The following is a 16,021-nucleotide window of genomic DNA, read 5'->3' as shown; positions in this document are numbered from 1 at the left end:
TGACCAGATTGCGCCGGAATCTCGGGTCGCAGTAGTGGCCGGATGGTCAACATGTGACAGGATCCGGCCATGGCCGTTCCGCACCGCGTCGTCGTCCTCGCGCTCGATCAGGTACCCGTGCTCGAACTCGGAATTCCCTCGCGGGTCTTCGGTTTCGCCGAGGACGAGGGCGGGGGCGGGCTGTACGAGGTGGTCGTCTGCAGTGCGGACGGCGAGCCGGTGTCGACCGCCGAAGGGCTGTCGGTGGCGGTGGCACGCGGTCCGGAGGCGCTCGAACTCGCCGACACCGTGATCGTGCCGCCCGCCGAGGACCTCGGTGAGCTGGAACACGGCGGTGCGCTGCCCGCGTCGCTGGCCGCCGCGCTGGCCCGGATACGCCCGGGGACCCGCATGGTGTCCATCTGCACGGGCAGCTACGTGCTGGCGGCGGCCGGGCTGCTGGACGGCCGGATCGCGACCACGCACTGGATGCACTCCGCCGCGTTCCGTCGCGCCTACCCCCGGGTCCAGGTCGACGAGGACGTGCTGTTCGTGGACAACGGCGACGTCCTCACCGCCGCCGGTGTCGCCGCGGGCCTGGACCTGTGCCTGCATCTGGTCCGCCGAGATCACGGCGCGGCCCTCGCCAATCGGGTCGCCCGCCGCCTGATCGTCCCCCCGTGGCGCGACGGCGGTCAGGCACAGTTCATCGAACGTCCGGTGCCGAATCCCGACGCCGCGTCCACCGCGGCCACCCGGGCCTGGTTGCTGGACCGGCTGGCGGCCCCGGTCACCCTGGAGGACATGGCCGCGCACGCGCGGATGAGCGTGCGCACCTTCACGCGGCGCTTTCGCGCGGAGGTCGGTGTCACGCCGGGCCGCTGGCTCACCGCCCAGCGTCTGGACCGCGCCCGTGAGCTGCTCGAACACACCGATCTGAGCATCGATCTGGTGGCCGAGCGGTCCGGTTTCGGCACCGGCAACTCGCTGCGGCAACATATGCGCGCCCTGCTGAACACCTCACCACACGCCTACCGGCGCACCTTCCGCCGCGCCGCCTGAGCCGCGTCCGGGTGCGGTGGGGCCCTTCGTCCGGAATAACCGGGCGTGCGGTCGAGTTCACTGTCCATCGAACGGTCACTGCGATCTCGGAGCCGCTATGGAAAGCAGCACTCGCGTCGGCGCGGGCGTGCGGACGCGTGTGCGCATTCCGCTGACCTTCGCGGACGGGTACGCGACCGCCGCCGAGGCGGTCACCTTCGACGGGTTGAGCGACGGCCGGGAACATCTCGCGCTGGTGCTGGGGGAGCCCGACCCGCGGCGGGTGCCGCTGGTGCGGCTGCACTCCGAATGCCTCACCGGCGACGTCTTCGGCTCCGCGCGCTGCGACTGCGGTCCGCAGCTGCGCGAGGCGGTGGAGCGCATCACCGACACCGGCGGCGTGCTGCTGTACCTGCGGCAGGAGGGGCGCGATATCGGGCTGTACAACAAGCTCGACGCCTACGCGCTCCAGGATTCCGGGCTCGACACCTATCAGGCCAATACCGCGCTGGGCCTACCCGAGGACGCGCGCGACTACACCGCCGCCGCCCAAATGCTCACGGCGCTGGGCATTTCCGAGCTGGACCTGCTCACCAACAACCCCGACAAGGCGCGTCAGCTGGACGCGCTGGGGGTGGGCGTGCGCCGCACCGTCCGCACGGGCGTGCACGCCACCCCCAGCAACCTGCGCTACCTGCGGGCCAAGGCCGACCACACCGGCCACACCATTCAGATCGCCTGAGCCTCGGGCTGTGCGTAGTTCTCGGCGTACTCGGCGCTCGGCGGGATGGGCGTGATCACGTCGACCAGCGCCCCGCTCGGGTCGACCGTCATGAAGTGACGCTGGCCGAAGTCCTCGCTGCGCAGCTCGAGCGGCATCTTCAGCCCCATCTCCACGGCCCGGGCGTGTACCGCGTCCACATCGTCCACCTCGATGGCGACCAGGAAACCCGACGGCAGCACCCGGTACGCCTCCGGCACGCTCTCGTGGTTGCGCTCCACCACGCCGATCTGCGGCTTGGCCCCGTCCGGCGCCTCCAACTGCACGTACCATCCGCTGTCGAACACCACCTGGAAGCCGAACAGCTCCACGTAGAAGTCCCGGACCGCCGCCACATCGTCGGCGCAGAGGGTGGGGAAGATGCTGGTGATCATGGCTGAAACCCTTTCTCGCTGGTACGACCAGCATCGGGTCTCCCGCCGCGGGAGAGTCAAGCCCGGATGCCAGGGGCGGCGGCCCCGCGCCGACGCTATCCGGTGCGGCACGGCGGTATCGGTCGCGGCCGGCGCGCAGGCGGCCGGAATCCCGACAACCCTGCGGTGTTCGGGGTCCGGCCGCCGTGCGAATGGCGGGCGCAGTGCCCTATTCGCGGCCGGCCGATGTGAAGTTCATGTCCGCGTACCGATTTCCGGCGACCCGCTCGGCGATCGGCTCCAGGGTGGCCAGTTCGTCGGCGGTCAGTTCGACCGTCGCGGCGGCGACGTTCTCCGCCAGCCGGTGGCGGCGGCGGGTGCCGGGGATCGGGGCCACCGACAGATTGTGCACCCGCGCCCGCGCGTGCACCCAGGCCAGCGCGGCCTGCCCCGGGGTGATGCCCCGCGCCTCCGCGACGGCCCGCAGCGGAGCCAGTAGTTCCGCGTTGCGTACCGCGTTCTCGCCGGACAGGCGCGGAAACGCCCGGCGCGTATCGCCTTCGGCCAGTTCGCCGGTCGCCGCCACGGTGCCGGTGAGGAAGCCCCGACCCAGCGGCGAGTACGGCACGAAGGTCACGCCCAGTTCGGCGGCGGCCGGGACCACGGCCCGTTCCACATCCCGGGAGAACACCGACCATTCCGACTGCACGGCCGCGATCGGATGCACCGCGTGCGCGGCGCGCAGCTCCGGCCCGGTCACCTCGGAGAGCCCGAGCTGACGCACCTTGCCCGCCGCCACGAGTTCGGCCATCACGCCGACGGCCTCCTCGATCGGCACCCGCGGATCACGCCGGTGCATGTAGTACAGGTCGATGACGTCGATGCCGAGCCGTCGCAGGCTGGCGTCCACCGCGCGCCGGATGTAGTCGGGGGAGTTGTCGATACCCCGGTAGGTCGGCTCGTCCGCCTTCCGCACGATGCCGAATTTCGTTGCCAGCACCACATTCTCGCGGTGGGCGCGGACGAACTCGCCGACGAACTCCTCATTGTGTCCGGATCCGTACATATCGGCGGTGTCGAACAGGGTGACCCCGAGCTCGAGGGCGTGCTCCAGCGTCGCCCGCGCTTCGTTCGCATCGGTGGGACCGTAGAACTCGCTGATACCCATGCAGCCGTAGCCCTGCACCCCGATCCGGGTCTCGCCGAGGGCGGTGGTGGGCAGTGCCCGCGTGGTGGTCATGCGTGTTTCCCTTCGCGTGTGTCCGGTGTGACCACGGTCCGCCAGTCGCGCGTCGGATCGCCCTCGTAGAGCGCGATCTTGCAGTCCAGAACGGCCACGGTCTGCTGTAGTTCGGCGATGCGGGCGAGCACGTCCTCGCGGGTGCGGCGGAACATCTCGAGTCGCTGCGGGAAGGTCTCGTCACCCTGGCGCACCAGTTCCGCGTAGCGGACCATGTCGGCGACCGGCATCCCGGTGCGGCGCAGCTTCCCGATGAGCGTCAGCCAGTCCAGGTCCCGATCGCTGAATCGCCGCTGCCCGGTGTGATCGCGCCCCACGTAATCCATCAGCCCGATCCGCTCGTACCACCGCAGCGTGTCCCGCGTCAGCCCGGACCGCTCCGACACCTCACCGATCGAATACTTCGGCAGCTCGTAGTCCGCCTCGTACCGCACCGCCGCCACACTCACCGCTCGCTCCTCTCGTCGAACCCCACCGACGCTAATCGCCTGGAGTGCACTCCAAGCAAGCCCCATTCTTCCGGAAAGCATCCGTCGCCCACGTCACAACGAATGACCGGCAGGACGATCGAACCCACCGACGACGGAAGGCGAGGCGACGATGATTCTCGATCCCCGCCGCCTGCTGACGATCTCCGACTACGCCGCGCTCCCTGAGGACGACGAGACTCGCTGGGAGCTGCAAGAGGGATTGCCGGTCATGCTGCCGTCGCCGTCGCCGTGGCACAACATCGTCGCCTTCGGCATCGCAGCTCAGCTGGACTCCTGCCTACCATCGGATCTGGTCGCCGTTCCCGGCGTGGACCTCGACCTGCGCCTCGTGCCGGAGCATGAACCGGCGACGGTACGTCGACCCGATGTGACCGTCGTGCCGCGTTCCGAACTGCGGCGCGTGTCATCCGGAGGGGGAGTCCTTCGTGCGGATCAGGCGCTGCTCGTCGTCGAGGTCGTCGCTCCAGGCTCACGAAGGGCCGATCGGGTGACCAAGCGCAGTGAGTACGCCGATGCGGGTATCCCCAGCTACTGGATCGTCGACCCGGATGAACCTGTCAGTCTGCTCCCGCTCTGTCGTACCGAGGAGCTCGGCTATGTCGACACGGGCCGCGCGACCGGCACCTACCGCGGTGATTTCCCCTGCGATCTCACGATCGACTTGGATCGACTGCGCTGACCTTGCCGCCGTACGCGCCTACGCTGGTGTCATGGCTGGAAAAGACATAGATCGCATCCGGGGGCGTTCGGCGCTGGAGACGGTGCGGGAGAATCCCGTCATCGCCGGGATCGCGCTGTTGCCCGTGGTCGCCGTGTTCGGTGTGGTGTGGTGGCTGCTGGGGTTCTTCCCGGCGCTGCTGCTCCTGCTGGTGTTCGGCGGTGTCGTGGTGTGGAAGGGAAAGCTGCTCGGCTGAGCTCTCAGCGCGGCACGTGGAAGAGTCGGAGCTCGCCCGTGCCCGGATCGGCGTCCCGCCATGCCCGGTCGAATTCCAGCACCGCCAGGGCGGAGGTGGGGAATTTCCGGCTCATCCGCTCCGCCGCCTCGGAGTCACGGTTGCTCGCCAACTCCCATGCCGTCCACGGCATCCCGGGGGCGTGCCCGATCACCAGCAGGGTGTCCACCGCGTCGTCGGTGAGCTGGACGAGTTCGATGAGGGTGCGCGGGGACGCCTCGTAGATGGATTTCTCGTAGGACACCGGGGCGCTGATCCCGGTCGCGGACAGGGTTTCCCGGGTGCGGGTGGCCGTCGAGCACAGCACCGCGCCCACCGCCGGCTGCGTTTCCCGCAGCCAATCCCCGGCCAGTGCCGCCTCCCGCCGTCCGCGCGGGGCCAACGGTCGATCGTGGTCGGCGACCCCGTCCGGATAGCCGGATTTGCCGTGCCGCATGAGGATGAGCGTCCGCGCCATGCGCACCACCGTAAGTCCTGCGGTGCCCGCTCGGGGGCAGGACGCGGATCGTGCCCGGAATGCCGAAACTGCCCGGTTGTCATGCGTCGATCGCGTGCGCGGAGACGCAGTTCACATTTCAGCCCGTGGCCCGACAGGAGATCACCGTCACACTCGAGGCACACTGAAGGGGACGTCACACCGGTGTGCCGATCCATGCCGCGTGACACCTATATTAGAACGTGTTCTACCGACCCCGCTCGAACCCGAGCTGAGTAGCACCGCGACTGTTTCGAGGATCTGCGAGATATGGCCTATGTGATCACGCAGCGTTGTTGCAACGACGCCAGCTGCGTTCCGGAGTGTCCGGTCGACTGCATCCGTCCTACGCCGGAGTCTCCGGAGTTCGCGACGGCGGAGCAGTTGTATATCGACCCGGACACCTGTATCGACTGTGGTGCGTGTGTGGACGCGTGTCCGGTGGAGGCCATTTTCTCCGAGGACGATCTGACCGCGTCGCTGGCCCGGTTCAAAGATGTCAACGCCGCCTATTTCCAGCGCCACCCCCTGGAATCCAACTTCGAGCCCCTCGTCGCGCCGACGCGCGCGCCCAAGGAGCTGGGCACGTTGCGGGTGGCGGTGATCGGGGCGGGTCCGGCCGCCTGCTACGCGGCGGAGGAGTTGCTGCGGCGCGCGGAGGTGGAGGTGGAGCTGTTCGACAGGCTGCCCACCCCCTACGGTCTGGTCCGCGCGGGCGTGGCCCCCGATCACGCGGGCACCAAGCTGGTGGCGAACATGTTCGAGACGGCGTTCCGCCGCGACACCCTGCAGTACTACCTCAATGTCGAGGTCGGCAAGCACATCAGCCACGAGGAGCTGATGGCCCATCATCACGCGGTGGTCTACGCGGTGGGTGCGTCGACCGACCGGCAGCTGGGCGTGCCCGGCGAGGACCTGCCCGGGAGCCACTCCGCGACGGAGTTCGTGGCCTGGTACAACGGGCACCCCGACTACGCGGATCGGGAGTTCGATCTGTCCGGACAGCGGGCGGTGATCGTGGGCAACGGCAATGTCGCGCTGGACGTGGCGCGGATTCTGACGATGGATCCCGAGGCGCTGGCCAAGACCGATGTCGCCGACTATGCCCTGGACGCGTTGCGGCGCAGCAGCATCACCGAGGTGGTGGTGTTGGGGCGGCGCGGCCCGTTGCAGGCGGCGTACAGCAGCCCGGAATTCATGGCGCTCACCCACCTGAAGGGGGTGGACGTGGTGGTGGACCCGGCCGATCTCGAGTTGGATCCCGAGTCTCGGGCGCTGCTGGATGATCCGGACGTCGAACCGCACCTGAAATTGAAGTACACCCTCGCGCGGGAGTACGCGGCCAAGACGCCGACGCCGGGTAACAAGCGGATCGTGTTCCGGTATCTGGTGTCGCCGACCGCCATCACCGGTGACGGCAAGGCCGAGACGGTGGAGTTCGTGCACAACGACCTGGTCACCGAGAACGGTCGTACCGTCGCCCGCGCATCGGACCGCACCGGTTGTCTCGACGCGTCGCTGGTGTTGCGGTCGATCGGGTATCGGGGCGAGCCGGTGGCCGATATCCCCTTCGACGAGGTCAACGGGGTCATCCCGAACGACAGGGGGCGCGTGCTGCAAGCCGATGGCTCGCCGTTGCCCGGGGTGTATGTGTCGGGATGGATCAAGCGGGGTCCGCGCGGGGTGATCGGTTCCAACCGGGTTGATTCCGCGCAGACCGTGGATGCGTTGATCGAGGATTTCATCGCCGGGAAGCTGGCCGCGCCGAGCTCGGATCGGGCGGCGTTGCGGGCGTTGCTGGCGCAGCGGCAGCCGGATCTGGTGGATCGGGCGGGCTGGAAGGCCATCGACGCGGCGGAGAAGACCGCGGGCAAGACCGCGGGCCGCCCGCGCGTGAAGTTCACCAGCCTGGAAAACCTGCTCAAAGCCGCCAAGAGCTAGTCCGAACGCACGGCACGGCCCCACCGAAACCCGGTGGGGCCGTGCCGTTCGACGCTCGACTCAGCCCGGCAGCGGACCGATCCGCACCGTCGTCGTCGTGATGCCGCCGACCACGAACCACAGCCGCAGCACCGGATGCCCGGTGCGATCACCCGGCTCGTAGCGGGCCCGCACGGTGAGGTGCTGGCGCGCCTGCACCGGCGCGATGTATTCGATCACCGCACGGTGCGGCGCGGCCACCAGCTTCGGATAGTCCACCAGGTACTGTTCCACCGCCTGCCAGTACACGGCGTTGTTCACATGGTTGAACTGGTCGATATCGGTCGCGCGCAGCGGAAACGGCAGATCCACATCGGATTCCGGCGGCATCGGATCGGTCAGCCAGGGCCGCCACCGCAGCCGGTGCTCATCGGTGGTGCGGGCCAGCTGGGCCAGTCCCTCGTCACTGATGCGGGTCGGCATATTGGTGGATTCGTTGATATTGATCCAGAAACCCTCGGTCTCGATGAGACCGCCGTTCTCGCTGGTGATCCGCACCCGCATATTGGTCCAGCGCGTGGACAGGGCCGAACACCAGCGGCGTAGCTGCACCCGATCCGGCCAGTACACCGGCCGGACCACATCGATGACCGTGCGGCGCACGATCCAGCTCGGGTCGGTGCGGTGGAAGCTGCCGGAGTGCAAGTCTTCCCAGGCGATGTCCTGCAGGTAGCGGGCCGTGCCGTCGAAACGCAGCCGGTTGTACGGATCCACATCGCCGGCCCGGACGGGCCACGCCGAGGCGAAGCCCAAGCCCTCCTGACTCAGCGGGGCGAGTGGCTCATCGAGTGACACTGGTGCTCCTCGCGCGACACGGTGATCCATGGGGCGGATCCGGTGTGCCGCGTTCTCGTGCGGTGCTTGCTGGACACGACTTTACGGTGCGGTCGCCCGCCCCTCGCGTCGAGTCGCCTACTCATTTTCCAGGGCATGACAGGGTGGCTGTCCAGGCCGTAGCCTGTTTGGTTGTACATCAGGCAGGGGAGGCGCACGTGGTTGCCGGGGCGCGGGCCGGATCGCGGTTCGGGCAGTACGAACTTCGTACGCTGCTCGGGGTCGGCGGCATGGGCGAGGTCTACGAGGCGTACGACACCGTCCGGGACCGCGTGGTGGCTCTGAAACTGCTGGACCAAGAGCTGGCCCGGACCCCCAGCTATGTGGAGCGCTTCCGGCGTGAATCCCGGACCGCCGCCAGATTGCAGGAACCGCACGTCATCCCGGTGCACGACTGGGGTGAGGTGGATGGGGTCCTCTACATCGACATGCGGCTGGTGCGCGGGCGCGATCTGAAGGCGCGGCTGCGGGCGGAGGGGCCGCTCGCGCCGGACGCGGCGGTCGCGGTGGTCGAGCAGATCGCCGCCGCGCTCGATGCCGCGCACGACGGCGGACTGGTACACCGCGACATCAAGCCCGCCAATATCCTGCTGACCGACGACATGTTCGCCTACCTGGTGGATTTCGGTATCGCGTACACCGAATCGGATGTGCAGCTGACCAGCACCGGCAGCGCCATCGGTTCCTTCGCCTACATGGCCCCCGAGCGGTTCGAACAGGGGAACCGCCACCTCGGAGCCGCCGTCGACACCTACGCGCTGGCCTGCGTACTGTACGAATCCCTCACGGGCGAGGTGCCTTTCGCGGCCGACAGCAACCTGGCGGCCATCCGCGCCCATCTGATGACGCCCCCGCCCCGCCCGAGCGCCCGGCCCGGCGTCCCCGCCACCTTCGACCAGGTCATCGCCACCGGCATGGCCAAGGACCCGGCCCGCCGCTACACCTCGGCCGGACAGCTGGCCCGCGCCGCCCGCGCCGCCCTGCTGCGGGCGGCCGATGCGGACCAGACCCGTGCGCCCGCGCCGTCCACCGCACCGACAGTGGTCCTCCCGGCACCGCACCCGAACCCCACGACCCGGCCGCACCACCCACCCGCCGACCGGCACCCCGCCGATCCCCGTCGCGCCGATGCCGGACAGGCGGGCGACGGGGATGCCGAGCATCCCGCTGCTGCGGCGGGGGCACCCGGCGGTGGGACGAAACCGGGAGGTGCGGGGGAGCCTTTCGGTGGTGTGGTGGGTCCGGGAGGTGCGGGGGAGCCTTTCGGTGGTGTGGTGGGTCCGGGAGGTGCGGGGCAGCCCTTTGGCGGTGTGGCGCGTTCGGGCGGCGGTGCGTCGTCTGGCGGAGCGACACGTTCCGCAGGCGCGCATCAGACGGCTGGCGGTCCGGTGGCGCACCCCCGCGCAGCGGAGGGGGCTCGCGGCGCGGTTACGGCGCGCGGAGGGGAGGGGCCGCCGCCCGGCGGGACCGTCGCGTATTCCGGTGGTGGCGGCCCGGTTTCCGGCCGTGAGGCCGACCACCACAGGTCCGGCACGACATCGGGGTTCGCGGGCGACGACCCGGTTCCGGTGGGCGGGGCGGGGTGGCGGGAGCATCCGTCCGGGCCGCTGTCGCCGCAGGAGCGGCAGCGTTCGCGGCTGCCGGTGCTGGTCGGCGTGCTCGGGGTCGCCGTGGTGGGACTGGCCGCCGCGCTGGGGTGGGTGGCGCTGCGCGACGACGGAACTCCTGGCCGGCCGGGGGCGATCACGTCGTCCGTCACGGCGCGGCCGTCGCCCGAGGTGCCGCTCGGCCTGACATCCACTGCCCGGACTCCTGCGGCACAGACCTCCGCGGCCCCGGATTCCGCGGCACCCACCGCGGTCGTCACCACGCCCGACGCCGCGCGCACCACCTCCGCACCGACGGCCCCACCCCTCGGACCGCTGCCGGATTCGGTGTCCGGCAGCGATGGCCAGGGTTTCGTCGACGCGGTCGGCCCCCGCTGCAACTCCGACGATCCGGCCTACGCCGTCGGCCACACCGCCGCCTCACGATTCGTGGTGTGCCGCACCGGCGTCGGCCGCTACTACTACCAGGGGGTGCGGCTCAGTGACGGGGCGCGGATCGAACTCGACGATCCGGTGCCCGCCGCCGATGGCTTCACCGTCACCAACCCCGCCGACGGCACCCGGTACGAGATCGGCCCGCGCTCGCTGACCATCGTGCGGGGCGATGAGGTGCTCGCCGACGAGGCGATGATCGAGTACGCCAGCCGCTGAATCCGACCGAACCGGACGGATCGCCCGCGGATCGGTTAGGTTCGGAAGGCATCCAACGCCGGGTAGATCGGAGATTTCGCATGCGTGCAGCCGTGGTGAGCAAGTTGGAAGGGCCGGAGGCGATCGAGGTCGTCGATATTCCGGAGCCCGCGCCCTATCCCGGCGGCGTCGTCATCGACGTGCACGCGGCCGGGGTGGCCTTCCCCGACGTCCTCATGACCCGCGGCCTGTACCAGATGAAACCGGCCATGCCGTACGTCGTGGGCTGCGAGATCGCCGGAGTCGTCCGCGAAGCCCCCGAGGGCGCGCACGTGGCCCCCGGCGACCGGGTGGTCGCGCTGACCCTGCTCGGCAACGCCATGGCCGAGGTCGCCGTCGCACCCGTCGACATGGTGTTCAAACTGCCCGACAACATCGCCCTGGAGTCGGGCGCGGGTGTGCTGTTCAACGATCTGACCGTGCACTTCTGCCTGCGCAACCGCGGTCGCCTCGCCCCGGGCGAGACGGTGCTGGTGCACGGCGCGGCCGGTGGTATCGGCACCTCCACCCTGCGCATGGCGCAGGCGCTGGGCGCGGGCCGGGTGATCGCGGTGGTCAGCACCGAGGAGAAGGCCGAGGTCGCCCGCGCCAACGGCGCGACCGACGTCGTGCTCACCGACGGCTGGCTGGCGACGGTCAAGGACCTCACCGGCGGCCGGGGCGTGGACATCGTGCTGGACCCGGTCGGCGGCGACCGCTTCACCGACAGCATCCGCTCCCTCGCCTCCGGCGGCCGCCTGCTGGTGGTCGGTTTCACGGCCGGTGAGATCCCCACGGTGAAGGTCAACCGCCTGCTGCTCAAGAATGTCGAGGTCGTCGGCGCGGCCTGGGGCGAATGGGCGATGAGCCACCCGGGCTACCTCCAGGAGCAGTGGGCCGAGGTCGAGCCGCTGCTCGCCAACGGCAAGATCCTGCCGCCCGAACCGGTCCTCTACACCCTCGACCACGCCGCGGAGGCCGTTGCGGCACTGGACAAGCGCACCGCCACCGGCAAGGTCGTCGTCACCCTGCGCTGAGTCACCCGCGGAGAGCATGATCGTCGTACCAGTGGTGTGACCGGCGCGGCCGGGAGGGAAGGCGAACCATGAAGCTGTCGAACAGGGTGTTGAATCGGACCCTACTCGCCCGCCAGCATCTGCTGGAGCGGTCCACGCTGTCGGTGGCCGAGATGTGCGAGCACCTGATCGGCCTACAGGCTCAGGACGTCCCGCCGCCGTTCATCGCCTTGTGGAGCCGTATCGCCGAGTTCGACCCGAAGCCGGTGTCGGCCGGGCTCGAGGATCGCTCCCTGGTGCGAATCACGTTGATGCGCGGCACCATTCACCTGGTCACCCCGCCGGACGCGCTGCGCATCGCCCCGCACATCCAGCCCGAACTGGAGAAGGTGCCCTTCCGCAAGGGTTTCAACTACGGGGCCATGGTCGGGCTGGATCCGGAGCGGGTGCGCGCCGACGGCGAGGCGGTGCTCGGCGACGAACCCATGTCCGCCACCGCCCTGCGCGAACATGCCGCCGAACTCTACCCGGAGCGCGATCCGGGGGCGATCGTCCAGACCTGGCTGTACCAACTGCCGGTCCTGCAAACTCCACCGCGTGGGCGCTGGCGCGACAACAGCCGCCCGGTGTGGTCCCGGGTCGAACCCTGGCTCGGCGCACCCCTGGACCCGACCTATCCGCTGGCGGAACTGCTGCTGCGGTACCTGCGCGCCTTCGGCCCCGCCACCACCATGGATATGCAGACCTGGTCCAAGCTCACCGGTATGAAGCCCGCGATGGACCGTCTCGGCGACCGCGTGCGCACCTACACCGACGAGCGCGGTCGCACCCTCTACGACGCCGCCGACGCCGAACTGACCGACCCGGACACCCCCGCCCCCGTCCGCCTGCTCGGCTGGTACGACAACGCCGTCCTCTCCCACCAGGATCGAACCCGCATCGTCCCGGAGAGCGGCGCACCCCCACTGCGCGCCTTCGCCGCCGCCGTATCCCCGATCCTGGTGGACGGCTACCTCGCCGCCGTCTACAAGATCTTCACCGAGCGCGGGACCGCCCGCCTGCGTATCAGCCCCCGCATCGAATGGAGCCGCGCCGACCGCGACGCGGTGACGGCCGAAGCGGAGGCGCTCTTGGCATTCCTGGAACCGGAGCTGCACTCCAGCGTCGAAATCCTCTCCCCAGGAGCGGATTTGCGTCCCTGACCCCGTTCCGTTTCCTTCACGCACCCGGCTACTTCCCCGCTGCCTACACGCGCTCGGTCGTTTCCGGCTGCCTGCATGGCTGGTCGGTTGCCCGTGCGCACCAACCGGTCGGCAGGTATCCGCACGATGGGTGCGGCAACCTTAACCCGGCGGAAACACCGCGCCGTTAGGCTTTCGGACACCACGTTCATGGCTGCAACGGACGCGGTGCACCGCCCGGATCGGGGCGGGCGAACCAGCCGCATTTCGAGAGGAATGCCGCATGGTGCCACAGTCAGCAGCCGTCCCGGGCAGTGCCGAGACCGACAGTGTCGTGATCGGCGATGTCACCGCCTACACCGCGACCGTCGGGGGGCCTCGGTGGACGTCGGGACAGGATGTGGTCGTCGAGCACGGCCGTGTCACCGCCATCGGGCCGAAAGCCGGTGCGGGCCGGGCGCTTCCTACGGTCGACGGTAGCGGCGGCCACCTGATTCCGGGTTTCGTCAACACCCACACCCACCTCCAGCAGTCCGTGCTGCGCGGTGCGGGGGAGGGGCTGCCGCTGCTCGAATGGTTGCACTGCGTAGGCGAATTCACGGTGGCGGCCACGCCCGAGCAGACCTATGCCGCCGCCCTCGCGGGCGGTCTGGAACTGCTGCGCGGCGGTGTCACCACCGTGGTCGAGCACATGTGGCCGAATCCCTCGGCGGCCGTACACGACGCGGCCCTGCGCGCCCTGCACGAGCTGGGCATTCGCGTGGTCTTCGGCCGGGGCGTGGCCGACCGGGCCGACCCCTCCCGCCGCTGGGGTATGGATCCACGCCTGCTGCAACCGCTTTCGGAGGTCTTCGCGCACATCGACACGCTCGACGCCAGGCTCACGGACACGCGGGTCACGACCGCGCTCGCCGTGCCGAATCCGCGCTGCCTCACCCCCGAGGGTATGGCCGCCGTGCGCGACTACGCCGATCGCACCGGCAAGACCATCTCCATCCATCTGCTGGAGACCCGCACCGACGAGGACATGTGCCGTGCACACGCGACCTGCTCGGCGGTCGACTATCTGGATCGCGGCGGCCTGCTGGGGCCGCGTACCCTCGCGGTGCACTGCTGTCACCTCGACGAGTACGGCCGCGGGCTGTTCGCCGAGCGCGGTGTCGCGGTGTCGTACAACCCGCTCAGCAATATGCGGCTGGGCAGCGGAGTAGCGCCGATCCCCGCCATGCTGGCCGCGGGCATCGGTGTAGGGCTGGGGGTGGACGGCGCGGCCAGCAATGACACCCAGGACATGCTGTTGGCGCTGCGCATGGGCGCGTACCTGCAGCGGGTCACGCACGCGCGCGCCGATCTGCTCGGCTTCGACGACATGATGCGGATGGCCACCCGCGGTGCCGCTGCCGCCCTGGGCGATTCGGATGGGCCGGTCGGAATCGCGGCGGGGGACCGCGCGGACCTGACCCTGCTGCGCTTCGATCGGGACTTCGCCTGCCTGCCGGTCCGAGATCCCGGGGCCACCGTGCTGACCACCGCCTCGCCGCGGGTGGTGGACACCGTCTGGGTGGACGGTGAGGCGGTGCTTCGCGACGGGCGCAGTACGCGCATCGACGAACCGGCCCTCACCAAGCTACTGCTGGACATGCAATAACAGTTAACCACTGCGAAACAGGATATTGATTGCACGTAATTCTGTGCAGCAAAACTGATCTGGACGCTTTGATTGCACGCAAGATTATCGAAAGAAGGTGAGCGCGGTGGTGCTCTACGACACGGTGCGCGACACCGGAACCGCCCCGAACTCCGAGCGGCGCTCGGTCACCGAGCCGCTCGCACCGGTTCCGGAAATCACCTGCACGGGGGTGGGCAAGCGCTACGACGGCCAGGGCTCCGGCGATATCGTCGCCCTCGCCGCTATCGATCTGGAGGTCCGGCGCGGCGAATTCGTCGCCGTGGTGGGGCCTTCCGGCTGCGGTAAGTCGACACTGCTGCGCTTGGCCGCCGGATTGGAGCGGCCGACATCGGGAAGCCTTGCGGTCCAGACAGATTCGGTCGGCTTCATCTTCCAGGAGGCCACCCTGCTGCCGTGGCGGCGGGTGCTGCGCAATGTCGAACTCGCCGCCGAACTGCGCGGCGTCGACCGCGGCACCCGCCGGACCCGCGCCACCCGCGCCCTGGCGGCGGTCGGACTGGCCGATTTCGCGGACAAACTCCCCGGCCAGCTCTCCGGCGGTATGCGAATGCGCGTATCCCTCGCCCGCGCATTGGCTTTACAGCCGAGCCTGCTGCTGCTCGACGAACCCTTCGGCGCGCTCGACGAGATCACCCGGCTGAGCATGCAGGAGGAACTGTTGCGGCTCTACCGCGACAACGTCTTCACGGCCCTGTTCATCACCCACTCCGTCTCCGAGGCGGTATTCCTGGCGCGGCGCGTGGTGGTCATGTCCGCCCGGCCCGGGCGCGTACACGAGGTGATCGATATCGACCTGCCGTACCCGCGCGACCGGGACCTGCGGTTCGACAGCGCCTTCACCGGCCTGGTCGCCCGGGTCTCCAGCTCGCTGCGGGCGGCCTGCTGATGGCCGCCCGCACGCTGGGCGCGTCGACCCGCTCGACCATCCGTCCCTTGCTCGCCAAGGCCCTGGTGCCCGCGGTGTGCGTCGGCCTCGCCCTCGGGACGTGGTACGCGGTATCGCTGCTGCTGCTCGCCCCCGACCGGCGCTTCCTGCTGCCGCCGCCGCACGCCGTGCTCACCGAATCGCTGCTGGACCCGGCCACCGTCGAGACCATGCTGCGGGCACTCGCGGTAACCGCGCGGGTGGCCCTGGTCGGGCTGCTGGTCGCCGCGGTCCTGGGCGTCGCTATCGGGGTGCTGATGAGCCAGGCCAGGGCGATCGAGCGCGTGGTGTACCCGTACGCCGTTGTGCTCCAGGCCATTCCGGTACTGGCCGTGGTGCCGCTCATCGGCCTGTGGTTCGGCTACGGCATGTCCGCCCGGACCATCGTCTGCGTACTCATCGCCGTGCACCCGATCATCGCCATGACGCTGTTCGGCATCCAGTCCGTGGACGCCAACCTGCGCGAACTGTTCACTCTCGGCCGGGCCACTCGGCTGCGCCGCCTGCTGTCACTGGAACTGCCCGCCGCGCTGCCCTCCATCCTCACCAGCCTGCGCACCGCCGCCGCGCTCGCGGTGACCGGCGCGATCATCGGTGACATGTTCTTCGCCAAGGGGCAGCCGGGCATCGGCACCCTGCTCGACACCTACCGAGCGCGGCTGCAATCGGAGGACATGCTCGCCGCACTGCTGCTCGCCGCCCTCTTCGGCGTCACCGTCTTCGCCCTTTGCACCGCCGCGCAGCGTCTCACCGTCGGCCGCTGGCACGCCTCCGGTCGCTGAATTCCATCCTCACACTGTGGAGAA

General features: G+C 69.6%; 16 protein-coding genes. 11 read left to right on the top strand and 5 right to left on the bottom strand.

All coding sequences use genetic code 11. The features are described from left to right. The first annotated feature begins 69 nt into the window (after nt 1-69). Nucleotides 70-1,041 (top strand): GlxA family transcriptional regulator, encoded by a 972-nt coding sequence (locus QJS31_RS14770; protein ID WP_282776133.1) that lies wholly within the window; start codon nt 70-72, stop codon nt 1,039-1,041. 97 nt (nt 1,042-1,138) lie between these two features. Then, on the top strand, nt 1,139-1,762 hold the full coding sequence (gene ribA / locus QJS31_RS14765) for a GTP cyclohydrolase II (protein WP_282776135.1): 624 nt from the start codon (nt 1,139-1,141) through the stop codon (nt 1,760-1,762). Here the strand turns inward: ribA and QJS31_RS14760 are convergent. The 3 genes from QJS31_RS14760 to QJS31_RS14750 form a co-directional block, all read right to left on the bottom strand. After that, the gene (locus QJS31_RS14760) at nt 1,750-2,175 is read right to left on the bottom strand and encodes a VOC family protein (RefSeq protein WP_282776137.1); all 426 of its coding nucleotides are present in this window, start codon (nt 2,173-2,175) and stop codon (nt 1,750-1,752) included. The two genes, ribA and QJS31_RS14760, sit on opposite strands and share 13 nt — an antisense overlap. Before the next feature lie 208 nt (nt 2,176-2,383). Continuing rightward, entirely contained in the window at nt 2,384-3,394 is a 1,011-nt protein-coding gene (locus QJS31_RS14755; protein WP_306356958.1) for an aldo/keto reductase, read from the bottom strand. Further along, nucleotides 3,391-3,843 (bottom strand): MerR family transcriptional regulator, encoded by a 453-nt coding sequence (locus QJS31_RS14750; protein WP_282776141.1) that lies wholly within the window; start codon nt 3,841-3,843, stop codon nt 3,391-3,393. Before QJS31_RS14750 ends, QJS31_RS14755 begins: the two co-directional genes overlap by 4 nt. 151 nt (nt 3,844-3,994) lie before the next feature. Between QJS31_RS14750 and QJS31_RS14745 the strand changes: the two genes are divergently transcribed. Both QJS31_RS14745 and QJS31_RS14740 read left to right on the top strand, forming a co-directional pair. Continuing rightward, on the top strand, nt 3,995-4,564 hold the full coding sequence (locus QJS31_RS14745; RefSeq protein WP_282776143.1) for a Uma2 family endonuclease: 570 nt from the start codon (nt 3,995-3,997) through the stop codon (nt 4,562-4,564). Between the two features lie 31 nt (nt 4,565-4,595). Next, entirely contained in the window at nt 4,596-4,799 is a 204-nt protein-coding gene (locus tag QJS31_RS14740; protein WP_039817494.1) for a hypothetical protein, read from the top strand. A gap of 4 nt (nt 4,800-4,803) precedes the next feature. Here the strand turns inward: QJS31_RS14740 and QJS31_RS14735 are convergent, their stop codons facing one another. Further along, nucleotides 4,804-5,295 (bottom strand): histidine phosphatase family protein, encoded by a 492-nt coding sequence (locus tag QJS31_RS14735; RefSeq protein ID WP_282776145.1) that lies wholly within the window; start codon nt 5,293-5,295, stop codon nt 4,804-4,806. A 288-nt stretch (nt 5,296-5,583) separates the two neighbouring features. On the opposite strand from QJS31_RS14735, the gene QJS31_RS14730 reads away from it, so the two are divergent. After that, nucleotides 5,584-7,254: an FAD-dependent oxidoreductase gene (locus QJS31_RS14730; protein WP_306356957.1), complete on the top strand. Its 1,671-nt coding sequence runs from the start codon at nt 5,584-5,586 to the stop codon at nt 7,252-7,254. A gap of 60 nt (nt 7,255-7,314) precedes the next feature. Here QJS31_RS14730 and QJS31_RS14725 read toward each other — a convergent pair whose 3' ends face one another. Then, nucleotides 7,315-8,088, bottom strand: a complete 774-nt coding sequence (locus tag QJS31_RS14725; protein ID WP_282776149.1) for an acyl-[acyl-carrier-protein] thioesterase — start codon at nt 8,086-8,088, stop codon at nt 7,315-7,317. A 197-nt stretch (nt 8,089-8,285) separates the two neighbouring features. Between QJS31_RS14725 and QJS31_RS14720 the strand changes: the two genes are divergently transcribed. The 6 genes from QJS31_RS14720 to QJS31_RS14695 all read left to right on the top strand — a co-directional run bounded on the left by QJS31_RS14720 (nt 8,286) and on the right by QJS31_RS14695 (nt 15,997). Further along, nucleotides 8,286-10,385 carry a serine/threonine-protein kinase gene (locus QJS31_RS14720; protein WP_306356956.1) on the top strand — a complete coding sequence of 700 codons (2,100 nt, stop codon included), beginning with the start codon at nt 8,286-8,288 and terminating at the stop codon, nt 10,383-10,385. Between the two features lie 80 nt (nt 10,386-10,465). Next, complete coding sequence (locus tag QJS31_RS14715) at nt 10,466-11,440, top strand: NADPH:quinone oxidoreductase family protein (RefSeq protein ID WP_306356955.1); 975 nt, start codon at nt 10,466-10,468, stop codon at nt 11,438-11,440. A 68-nt stretch (nt 11,441-11,508) separates the two neighbouring features. Continuing rightward, a complete protein-coding gene (locus QJS31_RS14710) occupies nt 11,509-12,621 on the top strand; it encodes a winged helix DNA-binding domain-containing protein (protein ID WP_306356954.1) in 1,113 nt (370 codons plus the stop codon). A 262-nt stretch (nt 12,622-12,883) separates the two neighbouring features. After that, nucleotides 12,884-14,248, top strand: a complete 1,365-nt coding sequence (locus QJS31_RS14705) for an amidohydrolase family protein (RefSeq protein ID WP_282785768.1) — start codon at nt 12,884-12,886, stop codon at nt 14,246-14,248. 106 nt (nt 14,249-14,354) lie between these two features. Next, nucleotides 14,355-15,176, top strand: coding sequence for an ABC transporter ATP-binding protein (locus tag QJS31_RS14700; RefSeq protein WP_372341659.1), 822 nt, complete (start codon nt 14,355-14,357; stop codon nt 15,174-15,176). Next, nucleotides 15,176-15,997 carry an ABC transporter permease gene (locus tag QJS31_RS14695; RefSeq protein WP_306356953.1) on the top strand — a complete coding sequence of 274 codons (822 nt, stop codon included), beginning with the start codon at nt 15,176-15,178 and terminating at the stop codon, nt 15,995-15,997. The genes QJS31_RS14700 and QJS31_RS14695 overlap by 1 nt, the downstream gene beginning before the upstream one ends. Nucleotides 15,998-16,021: the final 24 nt, after the last annotated feature.

It is taken from the genome of Nocardia sp. CC213A (assembly GCF_030766805.1).
In the GTDB taxonomy this organism is placed as follows: Bacteria; Actinomycetota; Actinomycetes; order Mycobacteriales; family Mycobacteriaceae; genus Nocardia; species Nocardia otitidiscaviarum.
Note: the sequence above shows the minus strand (reverse complement) of the source record. Positions and strands in the feature narration are given on the sequence as shown.

Excerpts from the sequence above, each read along its gene's own strand:
- QJS31_RS14695 (WP_306356953.1), top strand. The coding sequence starts at position 15,176 with ATGGCCGCCCGCACGCTGGGCGCGTCGACCCGCTCGACCATCCGTCCC.
- QJS31_RS14740 (WP_039817494.1), top strand. The coding sequence starts at position 4,596 with ATGGCTGGAAAAGACATAGATCGCATCCGGGGGCGTTCGGCGCTGGAG.
- QJS31_RS14755 (WP_306356958.1), bottom strand. The coding sequence starts at position 3,394 with ATGACCACCACGCGGGCACTGCCCACCACCGCCCTCGGCGAGACCCGG.
- QJS31_RS14705 (WP_282785768.1), top strand. The coding sequence starts at position 12,884 with ATGGTGCCACAGTCAGCAGCCGTCCCGGGCAGTGCCGAGACCGACAGT.
- QJS31_RS14710 (WP_306356954.1), top strand. The coding sequence starts at position 11,509 with ATGAAGCTGTCGAACAGGGTGTTGAATCGGACCCTACTCGCCCGCCAG.
- QJS31_RS14770 (WP_282776133.1), top strand. The coding sequence starts at position 70 with ATGGCCGTTCCGCACCGCGTCGTCGTCCTCGCGCTCGATCAGGTACCC.
- QJS31_RS14735 (WP_282776145.1), bottom strand. The coding sequence starts at position 5,295 with ATGGCGCGGACGCTCATCCTCATGCGGCACGGCAAATCCGGCTATCCG.
- QJS31_RS14730 (WP_306356957.1), top strand. The coding sequence starts at position 5,584 with ATGGCCTATGTGATCACGCAGCGTTGTTGCAACGACGCCAGCTGCGTT.
- QJS31_RS14745 (WP_282776143.1), top strand. The coding sequence starts at position 3,995 with ATGATTCTCGATCCCCGCCGCCTGCTGACGATCTCCGACTACGCCGCG.
- ribA (WP_282776135.1), top strand. The coding sequence starts at position 1,139 with ATGGAAAGCAGCACTCGCGTCGGCGCGGGCGTGCGGACGCGTGTGCGC.
- QJS31_RS14715 (WP_306356955.1), top strand. The coding sequence starts at position 10,466 with ATGCGTGCAGCCGTGGTGAGCAAGTTGGAAGGGCCGGAGGCGATCGAG.
- QJS31_RS14760 (WP_282776137.1), bottom strand. The coding sequence starts at position 2,175 with ATGATCACCAGCATCTTCCCCACCCTCTGCGCCGACGATGTGGCGGCG.